The organism is Halorubrum ezzemoulense (assembly GCF_004126515.1).
In the GTDB taxonomy this organism is placed as follows: Archaea; Halobacteriota; Halobacteria; order Halobacteriales; family Haloferacaceae; genus Halorubrum; species Halorubrum ezzemoulense.
In genome coordinates this window covers 2,079,103-2,103,784 of sequence record NZ_CP034940.1, presented here as the reverse complement: position 1 = coordinate 2,103,784, position 24,682 = coordinate 2,079,103, and the positions used below count along the sequence as shown (strand labels likewise).

Sequence of the window (24,682 nt, the reverse complement as noted above, 5' to 3'; positions counted from 1 at the left end):
GGGCTCCGCCTCAGCGTTGAGCGCGACCTCGACACCGAACCGACCTCAGACTCCGACGCCGCCGCCCGGCGTGCTGCCGCCGTTCTCCTCGCTCCACTCCTCTATCGCGGAGTCCTCGCCGTTGTACCTTCCGAGCGTCTCCCGGGTGTCGAACGCGACCGGCTCCCAGACGACCTCGAAGTTCTCGTTGCCGGTCGCGTTCGGGACTGGGACCCGATCGCCCGGCCGAACGACGCCGTCGCCGGGCCACGCGCCGAACTGGACGTTCCCGTCCGGGTCCTCGCCGCGGACGTACAGCTCCTCGGCCGGGACCGGCTCGGGCCCGAGCGCGACGACGACGAGCTCGCCGCCCTCCTGTCGACCCTCGAACTCGGCGTCGGGCGGGGCGACGCCGTCGATGAGGCCGAACACCGCCGCGCCGACGATGGCGAGCAGCAGCACGACGACCCCGACGAGCAGTCCGGTCCCCGCCAGCGGGGTGAACCCTCGCTCGTCGTCTCGGAACGCCACCATTCGGCTGTCACTCCGACACCGCCGATATAAGGGTTTGCGCACCGCGTATCAGCCCTGATAAGAATGAGGCGGTGTGGGGCCCGGCTCGGGACGGACGCGTGGCTGAACCAGCCACCGACGCGGGGTCGAACTGCCCACCGACTCGGGATCGAACCGGAAACGGGTTATTCCGCGCGGCCGAACTCCGACCGTGACGACTCGGATGAGCGACTCGGCGGGCGGACGCCCCCGCGGTCCGCGAGGGATCGCGCGCACCTGGATCGAGGTCCTCGTTCGTCCGCGGCGGGCGTTCGCGAACGGGATCACGCCCGGGGACCAGGCCCCGGCGCTGACGTTCGCGGTCGCGGTCGCCGCCGCGTTCACGCTCGGCCTGATCGCGACCGACTCTGGAGCGGTGCCCGTCGTCGTCCCCTCCTCGCGGCTCCTCTCGGACCTCGTCGTCTTCCTCGTCGCGGTCGCGCTGGCGGCGCCGGTCGGCCTCCACCTGACCGCCGCGGTCGCGACCGTCTCCGTCGTGGTCGCGAGCGTCGAGGTCGCCGACGGGAGCTTCTCGCTGCGCGACCGCGGCGGCGTGAGCGAGACGGTCCAGGTCGTCGCGTACGCGAGTTCGCCGATGGCGCTGGCCGGCCCGGCGATACCCGAACTCAGAGTCCTCTGCGGCGCGTACGCGGCGGTGCTGCTGTTCGTCGGGTTCCGCGCGGTTCACGGGCTGGGCGCGGTCCGGACGGTTGCGGCCGCGATCCCGCCCGCCGCGCTCGGGTACGGCGTCGGCTACCGCGTCGTGGCGGCGGGACGGACGCTGCTCGGCGCCTGACGCGTCGGGCCGTCGCGGCGTGACGACCGCGAACCCGCCGCGCTCCGATCGAGTCGCCGAGCCGGCTTTCGACAACCGTTTTAGGCCCGAGACTCTCGGTGTACTCAAATGGGATCCTGTATCATCTGTGGCACCGACGTCGGGGGCGGTCGCGTCTGCGACTCGCACCAAGAAGACGTCGCGTTCGACTTCCGCGGCGACTCTCCCGACGATCTGGTTCCGAGCCGCTTCTACCGGGGCGTCGTCGACGGATACGCCGAGTTCGGCGTGTTCGTCGACCTCGCGCCGGGCGTCACCGGACTGCTCCACCGCTCCGAGCTCGACCGTCGCCTCGACAGCCTCGACTGGGAGCCGGGCGACGACGTGTTCGTCCAAGTGAAAGGCGTCCGCGACAACGGGAACGTCGACCTCGGCTGGTCGATTCGACAGGCCGACCGCGAGTTCCGCGGCGTCCTCGTACAAGAGCCCTCCGGCGAGCACCTCCCCGACGAGGCGTCGGGCGACGACGTCGAAGAGTCCGAAGCCGACGACGACGCTGGCGCCGCGGAGTCCGCAGACGAGGACGAGACGGAAGCCGACGCGGAACCCGAGGCGCCGAGCGAGGAGGCCGAAGAGGCCGATGCGGAGCCGAGTGAGTCCCAATCGACGGACGCTCCTGAAGCGGATGCGGCCGCGGACGAGGGCGTCGGATCGGACGACGCGGACGCGTCGGAGGAGCCCGCGTCCGAGACGACCGCAGAAGACGAGGTGTCCGCGGAGACAGCCACGGACGAGTCTGACGTGGACGAACCGGAGCCCGAGCGCGTGTCGATCACGTCGCTCGGCGACGCGATCGGAGACTCGGTCCGGATCGAGGGCGAGGTCGTCGGCGTCCGCCAGACCGGCGGCCCGACGGTGTTCGAGGTCAGCGACGCGACGGGCGCCGTCGACGTGGCCGCGTTCGTCGAGCCCGGCGTCCGGGCGCACCCGGACGTGGAGGTCGGCGACGCGGTGCGGGTCGACGGGGAGGTCGAGAGCCACCGCGGCGACGTTCAGGTCGAGTCCGAGGCGCTCGTCCTCCTCGACGGCGAGGACGCCGAAACGGTCCGCCGCCGCCTCGCCGAGGCCCTCACAGACGAGGCGCGCCCCGAGGGGCTCCAGCCGCTGGCCGGCGACGAGACCGTCGCCGAGCTCGCTGACGACCTGCTCGACGCCGCTGAGGCGGTCCGCCGCGCGGTCCTCGAATCGCGCCCGATCGTCGTGCGCCACCCGGCGACCGCCGACGGCTACGTCGCGGGCGCCGCGGTCGAGCGCGCCGTCCTCCCGCTGATCCGCGACGAGCACGCGAAGAGCGACGCGGAGTACCACTACTTCACCCGCCGCCCGCTCGACGAGCCGGTGTACGGGATGGACGCGGCCACCAACGACGCGACGCGGATGCTCCAAGACCGCGACCGCCACGACGAGAAGCTCCCGCTCTTCCTCCTCGTCGGCGCCGGATCGACGACCGAGTCCGCCGACGGCATCGACCTGCTGTCGGTGTACGGGGTCGACGCGGTCGTCGTCGACGCCGCGGTCGCCGACCCCGAGACGCGGGACGCGGTCGACACGCTCGTCTCGCCGGAGCTGGCCGACGCCGACGGCGACGAGACGCTCTCGACGGGCGCGCTCGTCGCCTCGCTCGCGTCGGCGATCAACGACGGGGTCCGCGCCGACCTGCGACACTTGCCGGCCGTGAGCTACTGGGCGGACGCCCCCGATCGGTACGTCGACATCGCGCGCGACGCGGGCTACGACGCCGAGCGCGTCGCCGAGCTCCGCGAGGCGGTCGCGCTGGAGGCGTACTACCAGTCGTACCAGGACAAGCGTGAGCTGATCGCCGACCTCCTGTTCTCGGACGGCGGCGACCTCGCGGCGCACGTCTCCGAGCAGTTCCGGGAGAAGCTGGAGGCCGAGGTCGAGACCGCGGACGCGAACGTCGTGACCGAGGCGGTCGACGGCGTCGAGTTCGCCCTGCTCGACACCGACGGCTACACCCACCGGTACGACTTCCCGCCGACGCCCCTCCTCCTCGACGACCTCCACCGGCGCCGCGCCGACGGCGAGCCGTTCGCGACGGTCGGCGTCGGCACCGACGAGCTGTACGTGCGCACGACCGCGGACGTCTCCGTCCGCGACGTTGCCGACCGCGCGGCCGAGCTCGCGCCGGGCGCGGACATCGCCACCGCCGGCGTCCGCGAGGGGAAGATAGAGTTCCTCTCCGGCGAGCGCGACGCGGTCGAGGACGCCGTCGTCGCCGCCGTCTCCGAGTCGTTCTGAGGCGTCACGCGGTCAGCTTTTTCGGACGCGGCGGAGTCAGCGACGCGTGAACGGCCCGGGCGGGAGGATGAGGTCGTCGAGCTCGGGACGCTGTTTCACGTTGAACACGACCGACAGCTCGTCGGTCAGCGGGTAACCGTTACAGGAGAGCCGGAACCCCCGCTCGGCGAGGTCGTCGGGCATGATGTGGTCGGTCGGCTGCGAGAGCTCGCCCTCGGCGAGGTACACCGCGCAGTTCGCGCAGGCGCCGCCGCGACAGGAGAAGGGCCACGCGAAGCCGCTGCGCTCGGCCGCCTCAAGCAGACTCTCGTCCGCGTGGACGAGCAGGCGACCGTGGGCGTCGGGGCCGAGGTCGGCGTGGGCGGCCTTCCGGAACAGCTCGTCGTCCTCGAGCGACCAGCCGTAGTCGACGACCGCCTCGTAGTCGAGGAACTCGACGCGGGTCGACCGCGGCTCGCGCGCGTCGTCGCCCTCGGTGAGGTCGACGTCAGCCGGGTCGGTCCCGTCGCCCGCGTCGCCGTTCCCGTCGCGTTCGGACAGCTCGCGGTAGGCTCGGCGGACGAGCTGGAACTCCTCGATCGAGCCGCCCTGGTCCGGGTGCGCACGCTTCACGCGCTCGCGATAGGCCCGTTCGACCGCCTCGTCGTCGGCGTCCTCGTCGACCTCCAACACCTCGAACGGGGAAACCATTCAGACGCCTCGCCGTACGCGCGTGACGCACATAAACTGCCCAGAAGTCGGCAGGCGGATCGCGGCGGGAGCCGAAGCGACTGCGGGCCGCGAACCGCCGCCGGTCCCCCCGACCCGTCAGCGTTTAACAGCGACGCGCCCCACTGACGGGTAATGGGAAACGCCGACTTGCGCGACCTCGCGTCGATCCGCGACGCGCCCTTCGCGGAGATCGAGGGGGGCGTCGTCGCCGTCGACGCGCACAACTGGCTGTACCGGTACCTCACGACGACGGTGAAGTGGACAAGCGACGAGAAGTACACCACCGCCGACGGCGTCGAGGTCGCGAACCTGATCGGGGTCGTTCAGGGGCTTCCGAAGTTCTTCGAGCACGACCTGATCCCGGTGATGGTGTTCGACGGCGCGGTCACCGACCTGAAGGCCGACGAGGTAGCGGAGCGCCGCGAGAAGCGCGAGGCGGCCGAGGAACGCCGGGCAGCCGCCGAGGAGCGCGGGGACGCCGTCGAGGCCGCGCGCTTGGAGGCGCGCACGCAGCGGCTCACGGACACGATACAGGAGACGACCCGCGAGCTGCTGGGACTGCTCGACGTGCCCGTCGTCGAGGCGCCCGCGGAGGGGGAAGCGCAGTGCGCGCACATGGCCGCGACGGGGACGGTGGACCACGCCGGCAGCGAGGACTACGACACGCTGCTGTTCGGCGCGCCGACGACGCTCCGTCAGCTGACGAGCAAGGGCGACCCGGAGCTGATGGACCTGTCGGCGACCCTGGAGGACCTCGGCCTCGACCGGCAGGGGCTCGTCGACGTCGCGATGCTCTGTGGCACCGACTTCAACGAGGGGGTCCGCGGGGTCGGGCCGAAGACGGCGGTGAAGGCGATCGAGGAACACGACGATCTGTGGGGGGTCCTCGACGCCCGGGACGCCGAGATCCCGAACGCCGAGGCGATCCGGGAGCTGTTCATGGACCCGCCGGCCGAGGACATCGCGGTCGACGCCGACGTGAACCCGGACGTCGAGGCCGCCCGCGAGTACGTCGTCGACGAGTGGGGCGTCGCCGCGGGCGAGGTCGAGCGGGGGTTCGAGCGCATCGCCGAGTCGCAGGTCCAGACCGGGCTCGATCGGTGGACCTGACGGGGCGCCGAGGCGGGTGACGGAGGAGCTCGGACGCCGGGGTCGAGGTGGTTCAGACGCCGGGACCGATCCGGCGCTCCGGGCCGCCGTTCCCCGGCTCGACCGCCGCGAACACACCTTTTATTTCCTCGTCGTCAGAAGGATGATTCACACGTGTCGCGGACCGGAACCCGATCGGACCGCGGCGACCCCGACAAATGAGCTTCGACGTTCCCGACGACAGACGGTACTTGGAATCGCACGAGTGGGCGACGACCGGCGGCGACACCGTTCGGATCGGCGTCTCCGACTTCGCGCAGGACGAGCTCGGCGACGTAGTGTTCGTTGAGCTCCCCGAGGTCGGCGACGAGGTCTCCGCCGGCGAGTCGTTCGGCGTCGTCGAGTCGATCAAGGCGGTGTCGGACCTGTACGCGCCCGTCTCGGGCGAGGTCGTCGCGGTCAACGAAGCCCTGTTCGACCGCCCCGAACTCGTCAACGAGGACCCGTACGGCGAGGGGTGGATGCTCGAGGTCGACCCGGCCGAGGGCGGCGACGCCGATGGGACTCTCGACGCCGACGAGTACGACCAGCAGATCGCTTGACCGCGCCGACCCGGATCCGACGACGGACATTCGACACCGCACCCGATCATGACAACGCAACGTTTCGACCGACGAGCCGCGAACCGAGGAGCGAACGACGGCCGGGCGACGGCCCGGGGACGCGGGGGAGCGACCAGATGAGCCGGGCCAACGGCACCCCGTACGCACCGCACACGGACGAGGAGACCGCGGCGATGCTGGCGGCGATCGGCGTCGAGGACGAGGAGGCCCTGTTCGACATCCCCGACCCGGTCGCCTTCGACGGTGACTTCGGCATCGAGCCGCGGACGGAACGCGAGATCCGCGACGAGTGCGCGCGGATCTTCGCGCGCAACGACGACCTCACGGAGTTCCTCGGCCGGGGGCACTACGGTCACTACGTGCCGAGCGTCGTCGACCACCTCGCCGACCGCGCGGAGTTCCTCACGAGCTACACCCAGTACCAGCCGGAGGTGTCGCAGGGGTTCCTCCAGGCGCTCTTCGAGTACCAGTCGATGCTCGTCGAGCTGACCGGGCTCGACGTCGCGAACTGCTCGATGTACGACGCCGCGACCGCGCTCGGCGAGGCCGCGACGCTGGCGGACCGCGTCCGCTCGACATCGGGCGACGTGGTCCTCGTGCCCGAGCAGCTCCGCGAGGGGAAGCGGGCGGTACTGGAGAACTACTGCGACGGCGCCGACATGACCGTCGAGACGTACCCGATGGCGGACGGCACGGCCGACGTCGACGCGCTCGCGGACCGCGCGGGCGACGACGTCGTAATGCTGTACGCCGAGAGCCCGACGGTGCGGGGCTGCCTCGAAGAGCGGCTCGCGGCGATCGGCGACCTCGCCGACGAGACCGGCGCGCTGTTCGCGCTCGGCTCCGACGTCGTCGCGCTGTCGGTGCTCGAATCGCCCGCGTCGGTCGGCGCCGACGTGGTCGTCGGCGAGGCCGGTTCGCTCGGCCTGCCGACCAGCTACGGGATGGGGCTCGGCATCTTCGCCTGCCGCGACGACTTCCTTCGGCAGGTCCCCGGTCGGCTCGTCGGGGCGAGCGAGGACGCGAACGGCGACCGCGCGTACACGCTGACGCTCCAGACGCGCGAGCAGCACATCCGCAAGGAGCGCGCCACATCGAACATCTGTACGAACCAGGCGTGGGTCGCGCTCCGGGCGGCGATCCACGCGGCGACGCTGGGGCCCGACGGCCTCGTCGACCTCGCGAACGACTGCGTCCGCGACGCCGAGGCGCTGGCGGCCCGGATCGAAGGCCTGTCGGGCGCGACCGCCCCCGTCCACGACCGTCACCACTTCCGCGAGTTCGTGGTCCACGTCGACCAGCCGGCCCCGGCGGTCGCCGAGGACCTGGAGGCCGAGGGGTTCGCGGTCCACGCGATCGACGACCACCTGCTTCAGGTGTGCGTCACTGACCTGAACGCGGAACGGACGGACGGGCTCGTCGCGGCCTTCGAGGAGGTGCTCTAATGATCCACGACCAAGCGAACTACGAGCGAGACGGCGAGGATGTCCGGGAGCCGCTGCTCTCGGAGAAGGGGCAAGCGACCGTCGACGTGCGCGAGGACTCCCCGCTGCCGGACGACCTGACCCGCGAGGAGCTGACGCTGCCGAACCCCTCGGAGCCGGAGACGGCGCGCCACTACACCCGGCTCTCGCAGATGAACTGGGCCATCGACGCGGGGCCGTACCCGCTGGGGAGCTGTACGATGAAGTACAACCCCAAGTTCACCGAGGACGTGGCGGCCGACCCGAACGCCGCCGTCCACCCCGACCGCTCCGCGCGCTCCGCGCAGGGGAACCTCGAACTCCAGTACCGGCTCCAGGAGGCGCTCGCCGACGTCGGGGGGATGGACGCCGTCACGCTCCAGCCGCCCGCGGGCGCGGCGGGCGAACTGACGGGGATCCTCGTCACGAAGGCGTATCACGAGCACCACGGCAACGACCGCTCGGAGGTCGTGATCCCGGCGTCGGCCCACGGGACGAACTTCGCGACAGCGGCGACCGCCGGCTACGACGTGGTCGAACTGCCCTCCGGCGAGGACGGGCGCGTCGACCTCGAGGCCTTGGAGGCGGCCGTCGGCGACGACACCGCCGCGCTGATGCTCACGAACCCGAACACGGTGGGCCTCTTCGAGCGCGACATCACCGAGATCGCGGAGATCGTCCACGACGCCGGCGGCTTGCTCTACTACGACGGCGCGAACCTCAACGCGCTGCTCGGCCGCGGCCGCCCCGGCGACATGGGGTTCGACGTGATGCACTACAACGTCCACAAGACGTTCGCGACGCCGCACGGCGGCGGCGGTCCCGGCGCCGGCCCGGTCGGCGTCGTCGACGAACTGGCGCCGTTCCTCCCAACGCCGCGGGTCCGCGAGGCCGAGACGGGGTCGGGGTACGAGCGCTTCGAGCCGGACCGCACGATCGGCCGGGTCCACGGCTTCGCCGGCAACTGGCTCGTGCTGATCAAGGCGTACGCGTACGTCGCCCGCCTGGGCGACGAGGGGCTCGCCGACGCGGCGGCGAAGGCCGTCCTCAACGCGAACTACCTCGCCGAGCGGATCGACCTCGACGTTCCCTTCGGCCCGTTCCACCACGAGTTCGCGGCGACCGCGGGCGACCGCGACGCGGCCGACGTGGCGAAGCGAATGCTCGATTTCGGCGTCCACCCGCCGACGACGAAGTGGCCGGAGATGGTCCCCGAGGCGATGCTAACCGAGCCGACGGAGATCGAGGGGCAGTCCTCGCTCGACGACCTCGCCGAGGCGTTCAACCTCGCGTACGCGGACACCGACGAGGCGCTCGACGCGGCGCCGAACCGGACCGCCGCCGCGCGGATCGACCAGGTCGGCGCCGCGCGGGACCCGCGGCTCTCGTGGCAGGCGCTCGACGGGGAATAGCACACTCGCACACACGCGAACCGACCGGCCGACCCGCGGCCCGGTCGCGCCGAGCCCGTCGACGCAGAACTAGTCGGCGTCGAGCTTGTCGGCGTCGGGCTCGTCGGCCTCAAGCGAGGCCGCCCCGGGGGGCGCGCGCTTCGCCGTTGGCCAGCCCTCGGCGTCCGACGGCGAGTCGAACGGCCCCTCGCCGTCGACGAACCGGCGCATCACCCGTCCCTCGGCGCGGTGGAGCGTCTCGCTGCACGTCGACTTCGCGATCCCGTTCGCCTCGGCCAGCTCCGTGAGCGTACACCGCCGCGGGGTGTCGTAGTAGCCCCTCTCGACCGCCGCGAAGACGAGGTCGCGCTGCGCTTCGGTGAGCGTCCGATCCGGCTCGTCGCCCCCGGTCGCGGCGACGCCGACCGTCACCCCGTCGTCCGCGAGCCGACGCCCGAACGCTTCGATCCGGTCCCGATCGCCGACGACCGTCACCGTGGCGCGGCCGTCGGCGACCTCGACCGTCGACTCGATGGGGAGGCCGACCGCCCGCGCCGCGGGGAGGTAGACGGGGGCGCGGCCGACCACGCGGAGCGTGCGAACGTCGCCGCGGCGCTCGACCGCCGTCACGCGCGCGACGCGCTCGTGGCCCCGGACCATGTTCTCCACGCGGTCCCTGTCGGTGCCGGCGACGCGAACGGTCGCCGCGGTCTCCGGAGCGTCGCCGTCGACGGCGATCGTCTCCGCGATCCGGAGCGTCGCCGCGGGGACGCCCCGCGACGCGTCGGCGAGCCACGACCCGGCCGGGAGGTCCAACCGGAGCACCGTCCGACTCATCGCTTCCACCTCGCTCCACCCCACGGACCCGCCGTCCGGGCGGTCGCTGGTACACGCATCTCCCGTGGGAGTACCGTCCCGACTCCCCTCCGCCTACCGCTTCATACGTTTCGGACCTAAGTACCCCGGGCAGGGACGGGCGGACCGCGGGCCGCCTCGCTCGCCGAAACGTGACCGTCTCGGTCGCCGAAGCGAGGCCGCTTCGGTGGTCGGGCCGACACCGCCGCGACCGCAGCACCGAAGGCCCCGGCGCCCGAGCGCGCTGGCATGGAGACCACGGACGCGTTCGTCGGCCTGACCTGCGTCGACTGTGGGGAGACGTTCGACGCGGAGGCGGCGACCCACCGGTGTCCCGACTGCGACGGCATCCTCGACCCGACGTACGACTACGACCGCGTCGGGCTCCCGCCGGAGACGCTCGACGCCCGCCCCGACGGGTCGATGTGGCGGTACGACGAGCTCCTCCCGTTCCCCGCTGAGACCGCGGTGTCGCTCGGCGAGGGGGCCACCCCGCTCGTGGAGTGTCCCGGGCTGGCGGACGCGATGGGCGTGGGGCGGGTCTTGTTGAAAGACGAGGGCGCGAACCCGACGGGGACGTTCAAAGACCGGGGGCAGGCGGCCGCGATGACGGCGGCGCGCGAGCACGGCGCAAGCGAGGTCGCCCTGAACAGCGCGGGCAACGCGGGGCAGGCGGCAGCGGCGTACGCGGCCCGCGCAGACCTCGACGCGCACGTGTTCCTCCCCTCGCGGGCGGGGTTCACCCAGAAGGCGATGACCGAGGTCCACGGCGCGGACCTGACCGTTACCGACCCGGTGGACGGCAGCTCCCAGATCGGCGACGCCGGAGCAGCGTACGCCGAGGCGATGGCTGATAACCCGGATTGGTACTCGACGAAGACGTTCGTCACGCCGTACCGCCACGAGGGAAAGAAGACGATGGCACTGGAGCTGCTGGCACAGCTCGACTGGGAAACCCCCGAAGCGGTCGTCTACCCGACCGGCGGCGGCGTCGGGCTGGTCGGGATGCACAAGGCCGCCCGGGAGGCGAGAGAGCTGGGGTGGACCGACGAACTGGTCCCGATGTACGCCGCGCAGGCCGCGGGCTGCGCCCCGGTCGTCCGCGCCTACGAGTCCGGGGCGGACCGCCACGAGCCGCTCGCGGACGACGAGGTCGACACTGCGTGCAACGGGATCGCGATCCCGGATCCGGGCGCGAGTCACCTCATCTTGGAGGCGGTCCGCGAGTCCGACGGCGGTGCGGTGGCAACGACCGACCGGGAGATCCTCGACGCCGCGGTCGACGTGGCTCGCACGGAGGGGCTCGAGGTGGGCGCGACCTGCGCGGCCGCCGTCTCGGGGGCGTTCGCGCTCGCGGAATCTGGCGAGTTCGGTCCCGACGACACCGTCGTCCTTTTGAACACCGGCGCGGGCAACAAGGACGTGGACGCGCTGCGCGCGCACCTCGGAGAGCGAGAGGCGGCGGCCGCCGAGCGCGACGGAGTCTGAACTCTCGGGCACCTGAGTTCCCAGTCGCCGGAGCGGCTACATCTCCCAGTAGTCGACCGCGTCGTCGATCTCGTGGTAGCCGGACAAGGAGCGCTCGTCGCGGCCGCCGGGCGGCGACCCGACGAAGACGCCGAACGTCTCCGAATCGGGGTACACCGTCACGTCCGGCTCGGTCATCGTCGACAGCGCGAGGTAGCGCACGGGGTCGTCGCCCTCGTTGACGACGCGGTGCGCGCCCGACTCGTCGGCGGCGAAGGCGACGTAGTCGCCGGCCGCGATCTCTTCCGTCTCTCCCCCGTGGCGGAGCGTGGCCTCGCCCGCGAGGACGTAGAGCGCCTCCTCGTTGGCGGTGTGGTAGTGGTACGGCCACGACTTCGCCCCGGCGGGGAGCTCGTAGAGGCTACAGCCGATCGCCTCGCCGTCGGCCGCTTCGGCCAGTTGCTTCCGGCAGAATCGGGTCCCGCCGCGGTCCGTCTCGCCCCAGTCGAGGTCGCCTTCGTTGACGCGTCCCATGACCCCGGCACTCCGCGGGAGCTAAAAACGGTTCGGGAGACCGCATTCCCGCTCGTCGACGACGGCAGCCCGAGGCCGAGATCGGCTACTGACCCGGGCCCGGGGTCGCCCGGCGAACCGGAACCACTACGGCCGGGCCCCGCCACCCCTCGCGCATGGAACTCGGGGTCATCGGACTCGGGCGGATGGGGCAGATCGTCGCGAACCGGTCGCTGTCGGCGGGCCACGACGTGGTCGCGTTCGACCTCTCGGCGGAGGCGACCGCGGAGGCGGCCGAGAACGGCGTGGAGCCCGCAGATTCGCTCGCGGACCTCTGCGACCGGCTGGACCGGTCCGGCGGCGACGAGGACGCCGGCAAGCGGATCTGGCTGATGGTGCCCGCGGGCGACGCGGTCGACGCCACGCTCGCGGACCTAGAACCGTACCTCGACGGTGACGACGTGGTCGTCGACGGCGGCAACTCCCACTTCGAGGCGTCCACGCGGCGCGCCGCGGATACCGACGCCGCATACCTCGACTGCGGCACCTCCGGCGGCCCCGCGAGCGCGGAGGCGGGCTTCTCGCTGATGGTCGGCGGTCCGGCGTGGGCCTACGAGGCGATGGTACCCGTGTTCGACGCGGTGGCGACCGGACCGGACGGCCACGACCGCATGGGCGAGTCCGGGTCGGGCCACTACGTGAAGATGGTCCACAACGGCGTCGAGTACGCCCTGATGCAGGCGTACGGCGAGGGGTTCGAGCTCCTCGCCGACGGGCGCTACGACCTCGACATGGAGTCGGTGGCGCGCACGTGGAACAACGGCGCGGTGATCCGGTCGTGGCTCTTGGAGCTCTGCGAGGAGGCGTTCCGCGAGGAGGGATCGGAGCTCGGCGACGTGGCGGACCACGTCGCGGGCGGCTCGACGGGGACGTGGACCGTCGAGGAGGCGCTCGAACAGGAGGTCCCGGTGCCGATCATCTACCAGGCGCTCGCGGAGCGGTTCGACTCGCGCAACGAGGGCCGCTTCTCGCGACGGCTCGCGAACCGACTCCGGTACGGGTTCGGTCGCCACGAGGTCGCGCGGCGGTCGGACGAGGAGTGAGGGCGAGCACCCCGCGGACCGCTCGGTCACGGCGCGCTTGAGGACGCTGACTGAGAACCGGGCGCGTTCCGTCCCCGATTATCAGGGCCGGTCACGGCCGAGAAACACTTATGTATGGTCGTGGTAGGTGTTGACACGCATAGAATGTTCGAGCGATTCTCGAGCGGCTACTACCTGGGGGAACTGTACGTGGAACCCCATGACGGCGAGCGCGCCGTCATCCGGCGGGCGGACCACGAACACGTCAACGAGCAGCTGTACGCGGACGGGGACGGCGTCGAGCGACTCGACGCCCCGCTCGTCATGAAAGTCGACGGCGGCCACATCCCGGTCGGCGGCGACGACGACGTACCGAGCGGCACGCTCGCGATTCCGCAGGGACTCGCCGACGAGACGCTCCCGGACCGGCGGAACGTGCTGTTGGCGGACGCGGACCGCGCCGAGACGCTCCTCCGCTGGGAGGGGTGGGAGCCGTTCGTGAACGCGTAGGACGCCGCCGCGTGTCTGAGGGAGTCGCGAACGGCGAAGGCCGCGGCGGTAGCGCCCGGAGACCGATAGGGGCGGGCCCGCGCGTCGAGTCGAACTGCGCGTGGGACCGACCGGCATAGCGACCGCGTAGGCGGGAAATGGTTCGATGTCGGGCCGCGGACGCCGCCGGAGCCGCCCGATCGGGCACTCGTGTTATTATGCCGGTCCGGCTCGTGTCGAACGTATGGCGCTCGCGCTCTCGGCCGAGCTGGTTGCGACCGTCGCGGTCGTCGTCGCGGTCGCGGGCGCCGTCAACGGGGTCGCGGGGTTCGGCTTCGCGGTCGTGGGGACGACGGTGCTCGCGTCGACGCTCGACCCGGCGGCCGCCGTCGCGTTCATGATCGTCCCGATGTTCGCGGTGAACGTCGCCCTCGTCGGAGAGCTCACGCGCGAGGAACTGCGGACCTGCGGGGCCCGGTTCGCACCGCTGCTCGTGGCCGCGCTCGTCGGCACCCTCGCGGGGATGGCGCTGCTCGATCGCCTCCCGGCGGCTCCCCTGCGCGTCCTGCTCGGCGTCGTCTCGCTCGGGTTCGTGGCGACCGCGCAGCGCGCGGTCGCGCTCCCGTCGCTGCCGACTTCGGCCGACCGCGAGCGCGCCGAAGGCCCGCTCGTCATGGGGGTCGTGGGCGTCGTCTCCGGCGTCCTGTTCGGCGCGACGAACGTCGGCGTCCAGCTGGTCGCGTTCGTCCGGAGCTTCGACCTCTCGCACGGGGTGTTCGTCGGCGTCGTGGCGCTGGTGTTCGTCGGGATCAACGGCCTTCGCGTCGGGGCCGCGGGCGCGCTCGGACTCTACCCGGACGCCGCGTTCGCGCTCGCGTCGGCCGCCGCCGCGGTCCCTGCGGTCGCCGGCGTCGCCGTCGGGACTCGCCTCCGAGACCGCGTGAGCGAGCGGCTCCGGCGCGGCCTCGTCCTCGGCCTCCTCACGGTCATCGGGCTCCGGCTGATACTCGGCGGCGCGGGCGTCGCCTGACCGGTGTCGCCGTCGCTCCGCCGGAGTCGCCGCCGGTCAGTCGACTGCGGCCTCGATGTCGCGGACGACGGACAGCACCGCCCGCCACTGCTCGACCGTCCCGGGCGGCTCGCGGTCGACGGTCCCGGTCCGGTCGGTGATCGACCGTCGGACCGCCTGCGGGTCGTTGATCCGGCGGAGCTCGAGGTCCGGCCCGCCGGCGACTTCGATCGTGACCGTGCCGTACCCGAACGCGGAACCGGTCACCGATTGACTGTACGCCGTGTTCTGTACCTGTGCCAGCCCGACGCGGCGGACCTTTCGGCCGAGCACGCCGCGTTTCGACCAGATCGCTCGAGTCGTGACCACGTAGTCGGTCCGTGTGACGCGGAGCAGTTCCCAGCCGGCGATGCCGACGCCCAGCGGGCTCGCCGCGGCGATGCGCGGGTCGACCGCGGCCGCCGCGAGGAGCGCGACGGCGACGGTCGCGACGCCGACGACGCCCCCGCCGAGCGCCGCCGACAGCCGCGGGCGACCCGTCCACACGACGGTCTCGTCGTCGTGCCGAAACCACCAGTCGCCGGTCATCGGTCCTCGCACGCCGTCTCCGACGCGGTCCGCTCGGCGCCGACGTCCTCGCCGGTCGCGGTCGGCGTCTCGGCGTCGCCGCCGGCACCGTCGTCGGTGACCGCGGAGCGGATCGCGCGAAGTTCGACGAGGATCTCGGCGAGCACGTCGTCGGCGTCGCCGTCGCCGTCGGCGCTGTCCCGCTTTCCGGCGTCGATCTCCCTGGCGATCAGCTCCTGGACCGACGCCGGGTCCGGAATGCTCCGGAACCGTAGCTCGACGCCGGAGCCGCCGGCGGTGCTGACCTCGACCGACCCGTACCCGAGCGACGAACCGATGGCCGACTGCGAGTAGGAGATGTTCTGTACCTTCTCGAACCCGATCTGTTTCACGTCCCGGGAGAGGATGCCCCGCTTGCTGTAGAGCCCCTTGTTCGTGACGACGTAGTTCGTGTTCTTGTACTGGAGGTAGCTCGCGGCGACGATCGGGATCCCGACGAGGACGAGCGACAGGGGAACGCCGACGAGAAGCGCCGGGACGACGCTGTACCTGTGCGGCGTGCTCGCCCAGCGGATCTCCTCGTCGTCGTCGAGCGACAGCCAGTCGAGGTCGAGGTCGGCGGTGACGCCGTTGCCGGTCTTCGGTTCCTCCTGGAGGGACGGAGACGACATATCCCCCGAAGCGTCGGGAGACGCTAAAACGGTGGCGGAGGCGCACCGATCGGGTCACGCGCGAAGCGGACGACGTGAACGCGGCGACGAACGGTCGCGCGGGAGACGGCGGCGGACGGTGGCGCGACGCGCGGACGGCCCGGAGAGCGGCGTCCGTCTCCGCCGCAGACGCACCTTTTAGGTCGCGGCGGGTCGCGAATTCGGTATGATCGACAGGCTGCTCGGGCGCGCCGAGCTGAAGGAGCGCATCGAGGAGTTGGAGGAGGAGAAGCGTCACCTCGAACGCCGCGCCGAGGCCGAGGAGGAGCGGCGGTCCGACGCGGTCGCCGACCGGCAGCGCGCCGAGGAGCGCGTGAACGAGCTCGAACACCGGATCGAGTCGTTAGAGGAGCGGCTGGAGCGCGCCGAGGGGACGGAGGAGACGGTCGAGTTCCGCCGCGTGAGCGACCGCAGCGGCTCGCGGCTGACGGACGCGCTCGAGCGGTTCCGGGCCGTCGAGAGCGACGACCCGGAGGGGTTGCTCACGGCGTATGTGCCGGACGCAGACTCGGTCCCCGCGACCGTGTCGGACTGGCTCGGCGACCGGACGGCGCTCGTCCGGCGGGCCGCGCCCGCGGTCGTCCTCGCCGACGACACGGGCTCGGTGAGCGCCGCGCTGACGCCGCCGGTCGAACCCGAACCGTTCGACCGGTGGAGCGACCGGTTCCGGCTCGACGACGCGTGGTTCCGCCCGACCGGCCGGTTCGCGTTCGCCGTGGTCCGCTCGGACACCTTCGCGGTCGGCACCTACGAGGGCGACGAGCGGGTCGCTTTCGAGGGGTTCACCACCGACGTGAAGGAGGCACACTCGAAGGGCGGCTTCTCGCAGGGGCGATTCGAGCGCCGCCGGGAGGGGCAGATCGACGACCACCTCGACCGGGCCGACGAGGCGCTCGCCGCGGTCGCCGCGGGAGAGGACCTCGACCGCGTGATCGTCGTCGGCGAGCGCAGCGTGCTGGGCCGGGTTCGGGACCGCGCCGACGTCACCGACGTGTCGGACGCAACCGGCAAGCCGAAGGGAGCGCTCGACGACGCGTTCCGCGACTTCTGGCGGGTGCGGATTCGTGCGATCTGAACCGGGGACGCCCGTCCGGCGTCAGAACGGGCTCTCAGGCCCCTCGTCGGGATCGCTGGCGGCCGGCTCGTCCGACGCGGGCAGGTCGCCGATTTCCCGCTCCCACGCCTCGATGCCGCCGCGGAGGCTGTCGACGCGCGCGTCCTGCGTCCCCTCGTAGCTGCCGATGAGCTGGGCCGCCTGCTGGCTGGCGACGCCGTGGGGGCAGACGGTGACGATGCGGTCGCCGCCCTCGAGCTCCGCGATCCGGTTCGTCAGCTCCGGGAACGGGATGCACTCGCTGTCGGGGAGGTGCCCTCGGTCGAACGCGCGCCGGTCGCGGATGTCGACGATGCGGAGCGACTCGTCGGGAGAGCTGTCGCCGCGCTCGTCGAGCAGGGCTGACAGCTCTTCGGGGTCGATTTCGCCGTCCATCAGTGGAGCGGGGCGAGGGTGGCCGTGAGCACGGCTCGGTCGTCGGTGTCGTTGCGGGCGCCGTGGACCGCGCCCCGGGCGTTCTCCACCACTGCCGGGGCCGCGAGCGCCTCTTCCTCGCCGTCGCGGATCACCGTCGGTTCCCCCTCCAGCACGTGGAACACGTTCGTGGCGTCCGCGTGCTCGTGGGGGTCGACGGTCGCGTCCGGGCCGAGGACGAACGCCTTCACGAGCGCGTCGTCGGTGACGACGACCTCCGCCGTCTCGACCTCGCCGGGAGCCGGGTCGAGATCGGCGACCGCCGCCGCGTAGCTGTCGAGCGTCATACCCGCACCTCGCGCGGGACGGGGAAAAATCGCGCGCTCGGGGCGGCTCAGTACGTCGGCGACTCCTCGGGCTCGCCGTCACGCGCGTTCGCGACGCGGCCGAGGGTGAAGAGGAGGTCAGAGAGGCGGTTGAGGTAGGTGACGACCGCCTCGTTGATCGGCTCCGAGCGCGCCAGGTCGACGACGCGCCGCTCCGCGCGCCGGACGACGGCGCGCGCGTGGTGGAGCGCCGCCCCCGCCTCGCCGCCGCCCGGGAGAATGAACGACCGCAGGGGCTCCAGCTCCTCGTCGAACGCGTCGATGCGCTCCTCCAGCAGGTCGGTATGGTCGGGCTCCACCTGCGGGTCGTCCGGGTCGGGGTCGGGGTTCGCGAGGTCGGCCTGAACGACGTGAAGATGGTTCTGTATCGTCCCCAGCAGCTCGTCGATGTCCTCGTGGCCCGTCGGGCGGACCGTTCCGAGCAGCGCGTTCGCCTCGTCGACCGAGCCGTACGCCTCGATGCGGTGGCTGGACTTCGACACCCGGCTCATGTCCCGGAGGTCGGTCTCCCCCTCGTCGCCGCGACCGGTGTAGATGCTCATGCGAGGGTCCTCTCGACGTAGTCGACGATGTTCGCGCTCTCGGCCATCGTCACGCCGCGTCCCTCGTCGACGAGGACGGGGACGCCGCGCTGGCCGCTCACTCGCTTCACCTCGTTCCGGTCGGAGTGGAGCGCTTCCACCCACTCCGTCTCGTACTCGACGCCCGCGTCGTCCAGGGCGTCGGCCGCCTTCTCGCACCACGGACACCCGTCGAGGGCGTACAGTCGAACGCTCATACCGATCGATCGGTCCGCGCGGTCAAGAAGGTGTGCGTCCGACCGCGACGGTGGGGGAGGCCTCGTATCGCAGCCCCGGGCCGCGGGCCGCCCCCTCAGCGATCTCGGTACGACGCCATCGCCTCCCGGTGTGCCTCCGGGATCGGCGTCGGCTCGCCCGTCTCCGGGTCCACGGCGACGAGCGTCGCCTCGGCTTCCGCCGCGACGGCGTCGCCGATCCGGATATCGTGCGTCATCGTCGCGCTCGACCGGCCGAGATCCGCTATCTCGACGCTCACCGCGACCGCGTCGTCGTCGAGTTCGACCGGTCGCCGGAAGTCGATCGACAGCGACGCCAGCACGGTCGACGCCCCCGAGATGTCGAGGTCGAGGACATCGCGGAAGAAGCGCGTCCGCGCCTGCTCGATGTACGTCGCGTAGACGGCGTTGTTGACGTGGCCCATCGCGTCGATGTCGCGGAACCGAACGTCGATGTCCGCGGTGTAGGTCGCCATATCCGACCCACTGGCGGGGATCGTATGTAGGCGTCGGGATCGGCGTCGACCGCGGCGGCGCCGGGCGCCCCACCAACGTATAAAACCGACACGCGCGTACCGGCGAGACATGGACAACGGCGCGATAGACGACGTCGACAGGGCGATCCTGTACGCGCTCCAGGCGGACGCGCGGAACACGTCGTCCGGGGACATCGCGGAGCGGGCCGGCACCTCGGACAGCACCGTCCGCAAGCGCATCCAGCGGTTGGAGTCCGAGGGCGTGATCAAGGGGTACAGCGCCAGCGTCGACTACCAGCGGTCGGGGTATCCGCTCCGGATGCTGCTCTACTGTACCGCGTCGATACCGGAGCGCGGCGAACTCATCCCCGACATCCTCGCGATCGACGGAGTCGTGTCGGTCCAGGAGCTCGTCACCGGCGAGCAGAACCTCCTCGTCACCGTCGTCGGCGAGTCGGACAGCGACATCACGCCCGTGGCGCAGGCGCTCCTCGACATGGGCGTCACCGTCGCCGACGAGGTCCTCGTGCGGACCCACGAGACGACCCCGTTCGGGCGGTTCGACGCCGGGCGGGACGGGGCGGAGGACTAACCGACGACGCGCTCGACGTCGAGCCCGGTCGCCCGCCGGACGACCGCACGGACCGGGTCCTCCGAGCCGGACAGGTTGTCGGAGTCGCCGTCGAGGACGAGGAGGGCCGCCCGCCGCCCGGGCTCGATCGCCCCGCAGTCGAGGTCGGCGATTTCGGCGCCCGCGGCGGTCGCCATTCGCAACACCTCCCGGTCGGTCACGTCGAACCGCTTCGCCGCCGTCGCCATCTCGCGGAACATTGACGGCTGGTTCAGCATGGCGTTGTCGGTGCCGAGCGCGACGGTGGTGTGGTCGAGCAGCTCCCGTATCGGCGGCGTCCCGACATCGAGGACCGCGTTCGCGCGCGGACAGACGGCGATCGGGACCGACTGGTCCGCGACGCGCTCCAAGTGGTCCGGCTCGGCGTGGACCATGTGAACGAGCAGATCCGGGTCGTAGTCGAGCGCCGGGTGGATGTCGGTCGCGTCCGGCTCGCCCGCGTGGATCGCGAACGGGCGACCGCGATCCTCGCAGGCGGCGCGCTCCGCGGCGAACTCGTCGTCGTTCGCGCCGGAGGCCCCGTAGCCGTCGGCGACGTCGAGGACCGACGGGTCGCCGCTCCCGAAGATGAACGGGTCGACGCCCGTCTCCGCCGCCGCCTCGCGGAGCGCCCGCGCGCCGGCGGGCCCCGACTCGCGGAAGTCGAGCGTGGAGACCGTGCCGGTCCGACGCATGAACCGGAGCGTCCGCCGCATCGCCGACACCAGTTCGTCGCGGTCGGCGGCCGCCAGCCGCCGGTGCTTCAGGCTGTCCGGCGGCGCGACCGCCTCGTCGAGCGACAGGCCGACCGCAGCCTCCTTCGCGACGGAGTCTCCGAGGTGGGTGTGCGCGTTGACGAACGCCGGCAGCACGATGTCCGTCGAGTCGGTGTCCGTCTCCTCGACGGCGTCGATCCGCCCGTCTTCGACGACGACGCGTCCGCGGACGGGCTCGAACGACTCCCCGACCAGGACGGTCCCTGCGAGTTCTCGCATACCGGTCCTCCGGACTCCGAGCCGATATGGTTTCCTGAGTCGCGACGCCGAACGGGCTCACTTGCGACCGCGGACTCGCCAGGCCCTCCCCCACGAGAGGATAATCATAATGTTCTATAATGCTGTTCTTGCGAACGAATTGTGAACACAAACAGCTTTAATAGACGTTATGTTCTCAAAGTGGGTAGACAACGACCGGGTTGCGACTCGACCCGACGGCGGGTCGAGACCGGTCGCGTGGTCGCTCGAACGATGTCAGGACCCACCTCGAAGACGACGGTCGGAGCGCTCCGGAAGACGACGGACTCGTCGTTCGTCTCCGCTGTACTGACGTGGCTCGCGTGGTCGCTGTTCGCCGCGAGCGTCGCCGTCCTCGTCGCCCGACTCCGACTCGGCGCCTCGTGGGAGGTGCCCGGCGCGGTCGCCGTCGACGGACTGACCGTCCTGCTGTGGACCGTCGTCACGTTCTTCAGCGGGATCGTCCACAGCTACTCCCGGCGCTACATGGCCGGGAGCGCCCACGAGACCGACTTCTTCCTCGGGATCTTCTCGTTCACGCTCGCCGTGATGGCGCTCGTCGCGGCCGACCACCTCACGCTGTTCTGGCTGTGCTGGCTGGCGATGGGGCTCTTGATGGCCCGGCTCATCGGGACCGTCGACGGCTGGCCGCAGGCCCGCGCGGCCGCGAGCGTCGCCCGGCGGCACTTCCTCGCGAGCAGCGCGCTCCTCGGCGTCGCCCTATTGACGCTGTGGCGGGCAACCGAGGCGACGACGATCTCGGGTATCGCCGCGAGCGCGGACGGGCTCGGCGGCCCCACGCTGCTCGTCGCCGGGGGCGCGCTCGTCCTCGCGGCGATGATCCAGTCCGCCCTCGTCCCGTTCCACGGGTGGCTGCTCTCCTCGATGACCGCTCCCACGCCCGCGTCGGCGCTGATGCACGCCGGCTTCGTCAACGCCGGCGGCATCCTCCTGACCCGCTTCGCGCCCGTCGTGACGGCCGAAACCGGGCTCATGCTCGCCCTCGTGGTCGCGGGCGCCGCGAGCGCCCTCGGCGGGAAGCTGCTCAAGACCGTCCGGTCGGACGTCAAGGGCGAACTAGGCTGCTCGACCGTCGGGCAGATGGGCTTTATGATCGTCCAGGCCGGGCTCGGCTTCTTCGCCGCCGCCGTGACGCACCTCGTGTTACACGGGTTCTACAAGGCGTACCACTTCCTGAGCGCGGGCGACGAGGTCGAGCGCACGGCCCCGACGGAGACCGAATCGGAACTCGGGGGAACGGGCGTCGCGGGTGCGGCCGTCGTGTTGCTGACCGGGCTCGCCGGCGGCGCGACGTTCGCGGTCCTGACGGGGAAGGGAACGAGCCTCGACAGCGGGCTGCTGCTCGCCGGGTTCGTCACGCTCACGACGCTCCACGCGGCCCGGAGCGCCGTCCGGCAGACCGGTCTGTCGACGGCGGCCCGCTACGGCGCCGTCCCGCTGGTGGCGCTCCCGGCCATCGCCGTGTACGCGCTCGCGTACGAGGCCGTCTCGGGGCTGCTCGCCGGGCTCCCCGTCGTCTCGGCGCCGACCGAACTGACAGCGCTCCACGCGCTCGTCGGCGTCGCCTTCCTCGCGGCGTACGTCGCGATCGAGACCGGCGTCTACGAACGGAGCGAGCGCCTCTACGTCGCCCTGCTGAACGCGGGGCAGCCCGCCCCGGAAACCGTCCTGACCGCCACGGAGGAATACGATGAACGCTGAATCCACCACCGAAGACGACGCAGACGCCATCGGAGACGCTATCGAGACGGCCGCGACCGCCGTCGGGTCGGTCTGGCCGGTCCACTCGTTCGTGACCGCGAACCCCCTCGCCGGCTTCGAGGACCGGCCGTTCGACGAGGCCGTGAGCCGGGCGGCGGACCTTCTCGGCGGCCGCGGCTACCCGCGGGCGGCGACGTTCCGGACGGCCCTCAACGAGGGGCGGATCGACGCCGACCTGCTCGACGAGACCCTGACCGACCGCGGCTACGAGGCCGGTCCCGAAGCCCTGCTGGACCGGCTGGAATCCGCCGAGGGGACGGACGAACCGAGCGACGCCGGCGCCGCGACGCGTCCGGATTCCGACGCCGAGCGCGTCGACCGCGTGCTGACGAAGTGGCTGTCGGCCTTCCTCGACGAGGGGCGGGCCGAGTGGTCGATGCCGAACCGCGAGGCGGGGTTCTACGACGCGTTCCGGTCGGTCGCCCAGCACGACGACGAGATCCCCGATCGGGGGCTCGCAGCCGACCTCCCGGCGTCGCCGACGGCGGCCGTCGAGTCCGCGCTGGAGCCGTATCCCGACGACCGGTGGCAATCGATCTTCGAGGCGCAGTTCGCCGCGCTCCCCGGGTGGACCGGGCTGCTCAAGCGCCGCGCCGACGACGGCGGCGCGTGGCAGTCCGCGTACCCGATCACGCTGACCGGGTACCTCGCGGCCCGGCTCGCGCTGGCGGACGCCTTCGGTATCGACCTCGCCCCGCCGGCCGAGTCCGACGGTCCGGTCGTCGACGCGGAGGACGAGATCGCGGCAGCGTTCCTGAGCGCGTGGGAGGCGACGTACCGCGACGCGCTCGTCGAGCGGGTCGCGGCCGAGAGCGAGGCCCGCCACGGCGAGCGCGGGGCCCGCGCGGACGGCGGCGCGTCCGGACGCCCGGACGCCCAGCTGGTCTTCTGTATCGACACGCGCTCGGAGGTGATCCGTCGGCACGTCGAGGCGACAGGGGACTACGAGACGCACGGCTACGCCGGCTTCTTCGGCGTCCCGATGGAGTACCAGGGGTACGACGACGACGTGTCGATCGACGCCTGTCCCCCGATCCTCGACCCGCAGCACCGCGTCGCCGAGATCCCGACGGACGACGGCGCGCGGGCGAGCCGCGACCGCTGGGCGCGCGCTCGCGAGGCCGCGGGCGAGGCGATCGAGACGCTCCGCTCGAACCCCGCGACCGCCTTCAGCTTCGTTGAGGGCGCCGGCAGCGGCTACGGGCTCGCGCTCGCGGCGCGCACGCTCCTTCCCGCCCGGGTGTACGACCTGCTCTCGACGACCGACGACGCGGTTCCGGGCGACCACGAGTTCTGCGAACCGGGCGTCCACCGGCAGGACGGCGCTCCCGGAGCGCTTCCGACCGGTCTGACTCGCGACGAGAAGGTCGAGTACGCCGCGACCGCGTTCGAGCTGATGGGGTGGGAGGAGTTCGGTCGCCTCGTCGTCTTCACGGGCCACGCGGCCGAGACGGCAAACAACCCCCACGACTCCAGCCTGGACTGCGGTGCCTGCGCCGGCAACCCCGGCGGCCCGAGCGCCCGCGTCCTCGCGGCGATCTGTAACGACCCCGAAGTGAAGACGGGACTGCGCGAGCGCGGCCACGACGTGCCCGACGACACCGTTTTCCTCGCCGCCGAACACAACACGACGACCGACGAGGTCGAGCTGTACGACGGGGACGTACCGGACTCGCACGCGGCGGACCTCGAACGGCTGCGCGCGGACCTCGACGCCGCCCGCGAGGCGGCAGCCGCCGAGCGGGTCGGACCGGCGGGCGAGGCCGACTCGGCCGGACCCGGGGGCGCGGCGGGCGTGCGCGAGGCGGAACGGCGGGCCGCAGACTGGGCCGAGACGCGCCCCGAGTGGGGGTTGGCCGGAAACGCCGGCTTCGTCGTCGGGCCCCGGCCGCTGACGAGCGACCTCGACCTCGACGGGCGCGCCTTCCTCCACTCGTACGACTGGGCGACCGACCCCGACGGAACGGCGTTGGAGGCGATACTGACGGGCCCGATGGTCGTCACCCAGTGGATCAACGCGCAGTACTACTTCTCGACGGTCGACAACGCCGCGTACGGCAGCGGGTCGAAGGTGACCCACAACCCGGTCGGCAACGTCGGCGTCTATCAGGGCAACGGCGGGGACCTGATGACCGGCCTTCCGCTCCAGTCGCTCATGGCCGACGCCGACACGGCGTACCACCAGCCGCTGCGGCTCTCGACGGTCCTCCACGCGCCCGTCGACCGCGTCACCGATATCCTCGCCGACAACGAGGCGGTGGCCGGACTGCTGGACAACGACTGGCTCTCGCTGACGGTCGTCGACCCGACGCGGGACCACCGCGCGTTCCGCTACGAAGAGGACTTAGAATGGACGCCGGCGCCCGCGGCGGCCGAAGCGCGCCCCGGAACGGCGACGACGCCGGCCGTCGCCGACGACTGAGATCGGTTCGCCACGGAACCCGGCGAGCGGAGCAAGCGCGGCCGCCCACGCGACGGCGCCGAGAGCCACGCCTGTTTCGTCTCGATCCGGAAGGACACAGCACAGGGAGAGCGTCCCGCTCGGCGACGCGTTCTC

The 24,682-nt window shown here is 71.9% G+C and carries 26 protein-coding genes; 14 read left to right on the top strand and 12 right to left on the bottom strand.

Features of this window, described 5'->3' with window-relative positions; translation table 11 throughout:
* Positions 1–45 precede the first annotated feature (45 nt).
* Positions 46–513, bottom strand: a complete 468-nt coding sequence (locus tag EO776_RS10545) for a type IV pilin (protein WP_049930779.1) — start codon at positions 511–513, stop codon at positions 46–48.
* Positions 514–715: 202 nt separating this feature from the next.
* Between EO776_RS10545 and EO776_RS10540 the strand changes: the two genes are divergently transcribed.
* Positions 716–1,327 (top strand): YIP1 family protein, encoded by a 612-nt coding sequence (locus EO776_RS10540; protein ID WP_089308614.1) that lies wholly within the window; start codon positions 716–718, stop codon positions 1,325–1,327.
* A gap of 108 nt (positions 1,328–1,435) precedes the next feature.
* Positions 1,436–3,625, top strand: coding sequence for a DHH family phosphoesterase (locus tag EO776_RS10535; protein WP_094520889.1), 2,190 nt, complete (start codon positions 1,436–1,438; stop codon positions 3,623–3,625).
* A gap of 36 nt (positions 3,626–3,661) precedes the next feature.
* Here EO776_RS10535 and fer read toward each other — a convergent pair whose 3' ends face one another.
* On the bottom strand, positions 3,662–4,315 hold the full coding sequence (gene fer / locus EO776_RS10530) for a ferredoxin Fer (protein WP_049930784.1): 654 nt from the start codon (positions 4,313–4,315) through the stop codon (positions 3,662–3,664).
* Positions 4,316–4,468: 153 nt separating this feature from the next.
* Here fer and fen point away from each other — a divergent pair, with 153 nt between their 5' ends.
* The 4 genes from fen (at position 4,469) to gcvPB (ending at position 8,923) form a co-directional block, all read left to right on the top strand.
* The gene (fen, locus tag EO776_RS10525; protein ID WP_094520890.1) at positions 4,469–5,446 is read left to right on the top strand and encodes a flap endonuclease-1; all 978 of its coding nucleotides are present in this window, start codon (positions 4,469–4,471) and stop codon (positions 5,444–5,446) included.
* A gap of 197 nt (positions 5,447–5,643) precedes the next feature.
* Entirely contained in the window at positions 5,644–6,027 is a 384-nt protein-coding gene (gene gcvH / locus EO776_RS10520; RefSeq protein WP_089308611.1) for a glycine cleavage system protein GcvH, read from the top strand.
* Positions 6,028–6,164: 137 nt separating this feature from the next.
* Entirely contained in the window at positions 6,165–7,493 is a 1,329-nt protein-coding gene (gene gcvPA, locus EO776_RS10515) for an aminomethyl-transferring glycine dehydrogenase subunit GcvPA (RefSeq protein ID WP_049930787.1), read from the top strand.
* Positions 7,493–8,923 carry an aminomethyl-transferring glycine dehydrogenase subunit GcvPB gene (gene gcvPB, locus EO776_RS10510; protein WP_094520891.1) on the top strand — a complete coding sequence of 477 codons (1,431 nt, stop codon included), beginning with the start codon at positions 7,493–7,495 and terminating at the stop codon, positions 8,921–8,923. The genes gcvPA and gcvPB overlap by 1 nt, the downstream gene beginning before the upstream one ends.
* A gap of 69 nt (positions 8,924–8,992) precedes the next feature.
* On the opposite strand, the gene EO776_RS10505 is transcribed toward gcvPB, so the two are convergent.
* Positions 8,993–9,739, bottom strand: a complete 747-nt coding sequence (locus EO776_RS10505; RefSeq protein WP_086216448.1) for a helix-turn-helix domain-containing protein — start codon at positions 9,737–9,739, stop codon at positions 8,993–8,995.
* 267 nt (positions 9,740–10,006) lie between these two features.
* On the opposite strand from EO776_RS10505, the gene EO776_RS10500 reads away from it, so the two are divergent.
* On the top strand, positions 10,007–11,245 hold the full coding sequence (locus EO776_RS10500) for a threonine synthase (RefSeq protein ID WP_094520892.1): 1,239 nt from the start codon (positions 10,007–10,009) through the stop codon (positions 11,243–11,245).
* 36 nt (positions 11,246–11,281) lie between these two features.
* Here EO776_RS10500 and EO776_RS10495 read toward each other — a convergent pair whose 3' ends face one another.
* On the bottom strand, positions 11,282–11,758 hold the full coding sequence (locus tag EO776_RS10495) for a cupin domain-containing protein (RefSeq protein ID WP_094520893.1): 477 nt from the start codon (positions 11,756–11,758) through the stop codon (positions 11,282–11,284).
* Between the two features lie 155 nt (positions 11,759–11,913).
* Between EO776_RS10495 and EO776_RS10490 the strand changes: the two genes are divergently transcribed.
* The 3 genes from EO776_RS10490 to EO776_RS10480 all read left to right on the top strand — a co-directional run bounded on the left by EO776_RS10490 (position 11,914) and on the right by EO776_RS10480 (position 14,338).
* Positions 11,914–12,840: an NADP-dependent phosphogluconate dehydrogenase gene (locus tag EO776_RS10490; RefSeq protein WP_094520894.1), complete on the top strand. Its 927-nt coding sequence runs from the start codon at positions 11,914–11,916 to the stop codon at positions 12,838–12,840.
* 144 nt (positions 12,841–12,984) lie between these two features.
* Positions 12,985–13,329, top strand: coding sequence for a DUF5802 family protein (locus tag EO776_RS10485; RefSeq protein WP_049930796.1), 345 nt, complete (start codon positions 12,985–12,987; stop codon positions 13,327–13,329).
* 223 nt (positions 13,330–13,552) lie between these two features.
* The gene (locus tag EO776_RS10480; RefSeq protein WP_049930798.1) at positions 13,553–14,338 is read left to right on the top strand and encodes a TSUP family transporter; all 786 of its coding nucleotides are present in this window, start codon (positions 13,553–13,555) and stop codon (positions 14,336–14,338) included.
* A gap of 36 nt (positions 14,339–14,374) precedes the next feature.
* On the opposite strand, the gene EO776_RS10475 is transcribed toward EO776_RS10480, so the two are convergent.
* Positions 14,375–14,905 (bottom strand): PH domain-containing protein, encoded by a 531-nt coding sequence (locus EO776_RS10475; RefSeq protein ID WP_049930800.1) that lies wholly within the window; start codon positions 14,903–14,905, stop codon positions 14,375–14,377.
* Positions 14,902–15,555, bottom strand: a complete 654-nt coding sequence (locus tag EO776_RS10470; RefSeq protein WP_086219095.1) for a PH domain-containing protein — start codon at positions 15,553–15,555, stop codon at positions 14,902–14,904. Before EO776_RS10470 ends, EO776_RS10475 begins: the two co-directional genes overlap by 4 nt.
* Before the next feature lie 205 nt (positions 15,556–15,760).
* Here EO776_RS10470 and EO776_RS10465 point away from each other — a divergent pair, with 205 nt between their 5' ends.
* Positions 15,761–16,669 (top strand): Vms1/Ankzf1 family peptidyl-tRNA hydrolase, encoded by a 909-nt coding sequence (locus EO776_RS10465; RefSeq protein ID WP_094520895.1) that lies wholly within the window; start codon positions 15,761–15,763, stop codon positions 16,667–16,669.
* 21 nt (positions 16,670–16,690) lie between these two features.
* On the opposite strand, the gene EO776_RS10460 is transcribed toward EO776_RS10465, so the two are convergent.
* The 5 genes from EO776_RS10460 to EO776_RS10440 all read right to left on the bottom strand — a co-directional run bounded on the left by EO776_RS10460 (position 16,691) and on the right by EO776_RS10440 (position 18,720).
* Positions 16,691–17,083, bottom strand: coding sequence for a rhodanese-like domain-containing protein (locus EO776_RS10460; RefSeq protein WP_086215398.1), 393 nt, complete (start codon positions 17,081–17,083; stop codon positions 16,691–16,693).
* Positions 17,083–17,409: a cupin domain-containing protein gene (locus EO776_RS10455; RefSeq protein WP_049930806.1), complete on the bottom strand. Its 327-nt coding sequence runs from the start codon at positions 17,407–17,409 to the stop codon at positions 17,083–17,085. Before EO776_RS10455 ends, EO776_RS10460 begins: the two co-directional genes overlap by 1 nt.
* Positions 17,410–17,456: 47 nt before the next feature.
* Positions 17,457–17,990, bottom strand: coding sequence for a cob(I)yrinic acid a,c-diamide adenosyltransferase (locus tag EO776_RS10450; RefSeq protein WP_094520896.1), 534 nt, complete (start codon positions 17,988–17,990; stop codon positions 17,457–17,459).
* The gene (locus EO776_RS10445; protein WP_049930810.1) at positions 17,987–18,226 is read right to left on the bottom strand and encodes a glutaredoxin family protein; all 240 of its coding nucleotides are present in this window, start codon (positions 18,224–18,226) and stop codon (positions 17,987–17,989) included. Before EO776_RS10445 ends, EO776_RS10450 begins: the two co-directional genes overlap by 4 nt.
* A 95-nt stretch (positions 18,227–18,321) precedes the next feature.
* On the bottom strand, positions 18,322–18,720 hold the full coding sequence (locus EO776_RS10440) for an acyl-CoA thioesterase (protein WP_094494565.1): 399 nt from the start codon (positions 18,718–18,720) through the stop codon (positions 18,322–18,324).
* Positions 18,721–18,829: 109 nt separating this feature from the next.
* On the opposite strand from EO776_RS10440, the gene EO776_RS10435 reads away from it, so the two are divergent.
* The gene (locus EO776_RS10435) at positions 18,830–19,312 is read left to right on the top strand and encodes an Lrp/AsnC family transcriptional regulator (protein WP_049930813.1); all 483 of its coding nucleotides are present in this window, start codon (positions 18,830–18,832) and stop codon (positions 19,310–19,312) included.
* On the opposite strand, the gene EO776_RS10430 is transcribed toward EO776_RS10435, so the two are convergent.
* Entirely contained in the window at positions 19,309–20,325 is a 1,017-nt protein-coding gene (locus tag EO776_RS10430) for an amidohydrolase family protein (protein WP_094494564.1), read from the bottom strand. The genes EO776_RS10435 and EO776_RS10430 overlap by 4 nt on opposite strands.
* Before the next feature lie 252 nt (positions 20,326–20,577).
* Here EO776_RS10430 and EO776_RS10425 point away from each other — a divergent pair, with 252 nt between their 5' ends.
* Both EO776_RS10425 and EO776_RS10420 read left to right on the top strand, forming a co-directional pair.
* On the top strand, positions 20,578–22,065 hold the full coding sequence (locus EO776_RS10425) for a proton-conducting transporter transmembrane domain-containing protein (RefSeq protein ID WP_094520897.1): 1,488 nt from the start codon (positions 20,578–20,580) through the stop codon (positions 22,063–22,065).
* Positions 22,055–24,547, top strand: coding sequence for a DUF2309 domain-containing protein (locus EO776_RS10420; RefSeq protein WP_094520898.1), 2,493 nt, complete (start codon positions 22,055–22,057; stop codon positions 24,545–24,547). The genes EO776_RS10425 and EO776_RS10420 overlap by 11 nt, the downstream gene beginning before the upstream one ends.
* Positions 24,548–24,682: the final 135 nt, after the last annotated feature.

Bases quoted from the DNA above. Each gene is read 5' to 3' on its own strand.
- EO776_RS10545 (WP_049930779.1), bottom strand. From the start codon at position 513: ATGGTGGCGTTCCGAGACGACGAGCGAGGGTTCACCCCGCTGGCGGGG.
- EO776_RS10540 (WP_089308614.1), top strand. From the start codon at position 716: ATGAGCGACTCGGCGGGCGGACGCCCCCGCGGTCCGCGAGGGATCGCG.
- EO776_RS10535 (WP_094520889.1), top strand. From the start codon at position 1,436: ATGGGATCCTGTATCATCTGTGGCACCGACGTCGGGGGCGGTCGCGTC.
- fer (WP_049930784.1), bottom strand. From the start codon at position 4,315: ATGGTTTCCCCGTTCGAGGTGTTGGAGGTCGACGAGGACGCCGACGAC.
- fen (WP_094520890.1), top strand. From the start codon at position 4,469: ATGGGAAACGCCGACTTGCGCGACCTCGCGTCGATCCGCGACGCGCCC.
- gcvH (WP_089308611.1), top strand. From the start codon at position 5,644: ATGAGCTTCGACGTTCCCGACGACAGACGGTACTTGGAATCGCACGAG.
- gcvPA (WP_049930787.1), top strand. From the start codon at position 6,165: ATGAGCCGGGCCAACGGCACCCCGTACGCACCGCACACGGACGAGGAG.
- gcvPB (WP_094520891.1), top strand. From the start codon at position 7,493: ATGATCCACGACCAAGCGAACTACGAGCGAGACGGCGAGGATGTCCGG.
- EO776_RS10505 (WP_086216448.1), bottom strand. From the start codon at position 9,739: ATGAGTCGGACGGTGCTCCGGTTGGACCTCCCGGCCGGGTCGTGGCTC.
- EO776_RS10500 (WP_094520892.1), top strand. From the start codon at position 10,007: ATGGAGACCACGGACGCGTTCGTCGGCCTGACCTGCGTCGACTGTGGG.
- EO776_RS10495 (WP_094520893.1), bottom strand. From the start codon at position 11,758: ATGGGACGCGTCAACGAAGGCGACCTCGACTGGGGCGAGACGGACCGC.
- EO776_RS10490 (WP_094520894.1), top strand. From the start codon at position 11,914: ATGGAACTCGGGGTCATCGGACTCGGGCGGATGGGGCAGATCGTCGCG.
- EO776_RS10485 (WP_049930796.1), top strand. From the start codon at position 12,985: ATGTTCGAGCGATTCTCGAGCGGCTACTACCTGGGGGAACTGTACGTG.
- EO776_RS10480 (WP_049930798.1), top strand. From the start codon at position 13,553: ATGGCGCTCGCGCTCTCGGCCGAGCTGGTTGCGACCGTCGCGGTCGTC.
- EO776_RS10475 (WP_049930800.1), bottom strand. From the start codon at position 14,905: ATGACCGGCGACTGGTGGTTTCGGCACGACGACGAGACCGTCGTGTGG.
- EO776_RS10470 (WP_086219095.1), bottom strand. From the start codon at position 15,555: ATGTCGTCTCCGTCCCTCCAGGAGGAACCGAAGACCGGCAACGGCGTC.
- EO776_RS10465 (WP_094520895.1), top strand. From the start codon at position 15,761: ATGATCGACAGGCTGCTCGGGCGCGCCGAGCTGAAGGAGCGCATCGAG.
- EO776_RS10460 (WP_086215398.1), bottom strand. From the start codon at position 17,083: ATGGACGGCGAAATCGACCCCGAAGAGCTGTCAGCCCTGCTCGACGAG.
- EO776_RS10455 (WP_049930806.1), bottom strand. From the start codon at position 17,409: ATGACGCTCGACAGCTACGCGGCGGCGGTCGCCGATCTCGACCCGGCT.
- EO776_RS10450 (WP_094520896.1), bottom strand. From the start codon at position 17,990: ATGAGCATCTACACCGGTCGCGGCGACGAGGGGGAGACCGACCTCCGG.
- EO776_RS10445 (WP_049930810.1), bottom strand. From the start codon at position 18,226: ATGAGCGTTCGACTGTACGCCCTCGACGGGTGTCCGTGGTGCGAGAAG.
- EO776_RS10440 (WP_094494565.1), bottom strand. From the start codon at position 18,720: ATGGCGACCTACACCGCGGACATCGACGTTCGGTTCCGCGACATCGAC.
- EO776_RS10435 (WP_049930813.1), top strand. From the start codon at position 18,830: ATGGACAACGGCGCGATAGACGACGTCGACAGGGCGATCCTGTACGCG.
- EO776_RS10430 (WP_094494564.1), bottom strand. From the start codon at position 20,325: ATGCGAGAACTCGCAGGGACCGTCCTGGTCGGGGAGTCGTTCGAGCCC.
- EO776_RS10425 (WP_094520897.1), top strand. From the start codon at position 20,578: ATGTCAGGACCCACCTCGAAGACGACGGTCGGAGCGCTCCGGAAGACG.
- EO776_RS10420 (WP_094520898.1), top strand. From the start codon at position 22,055: ATGAACGCTGAATCCACCACCGAAGACGACGCAGACGCCATCGGAGAC.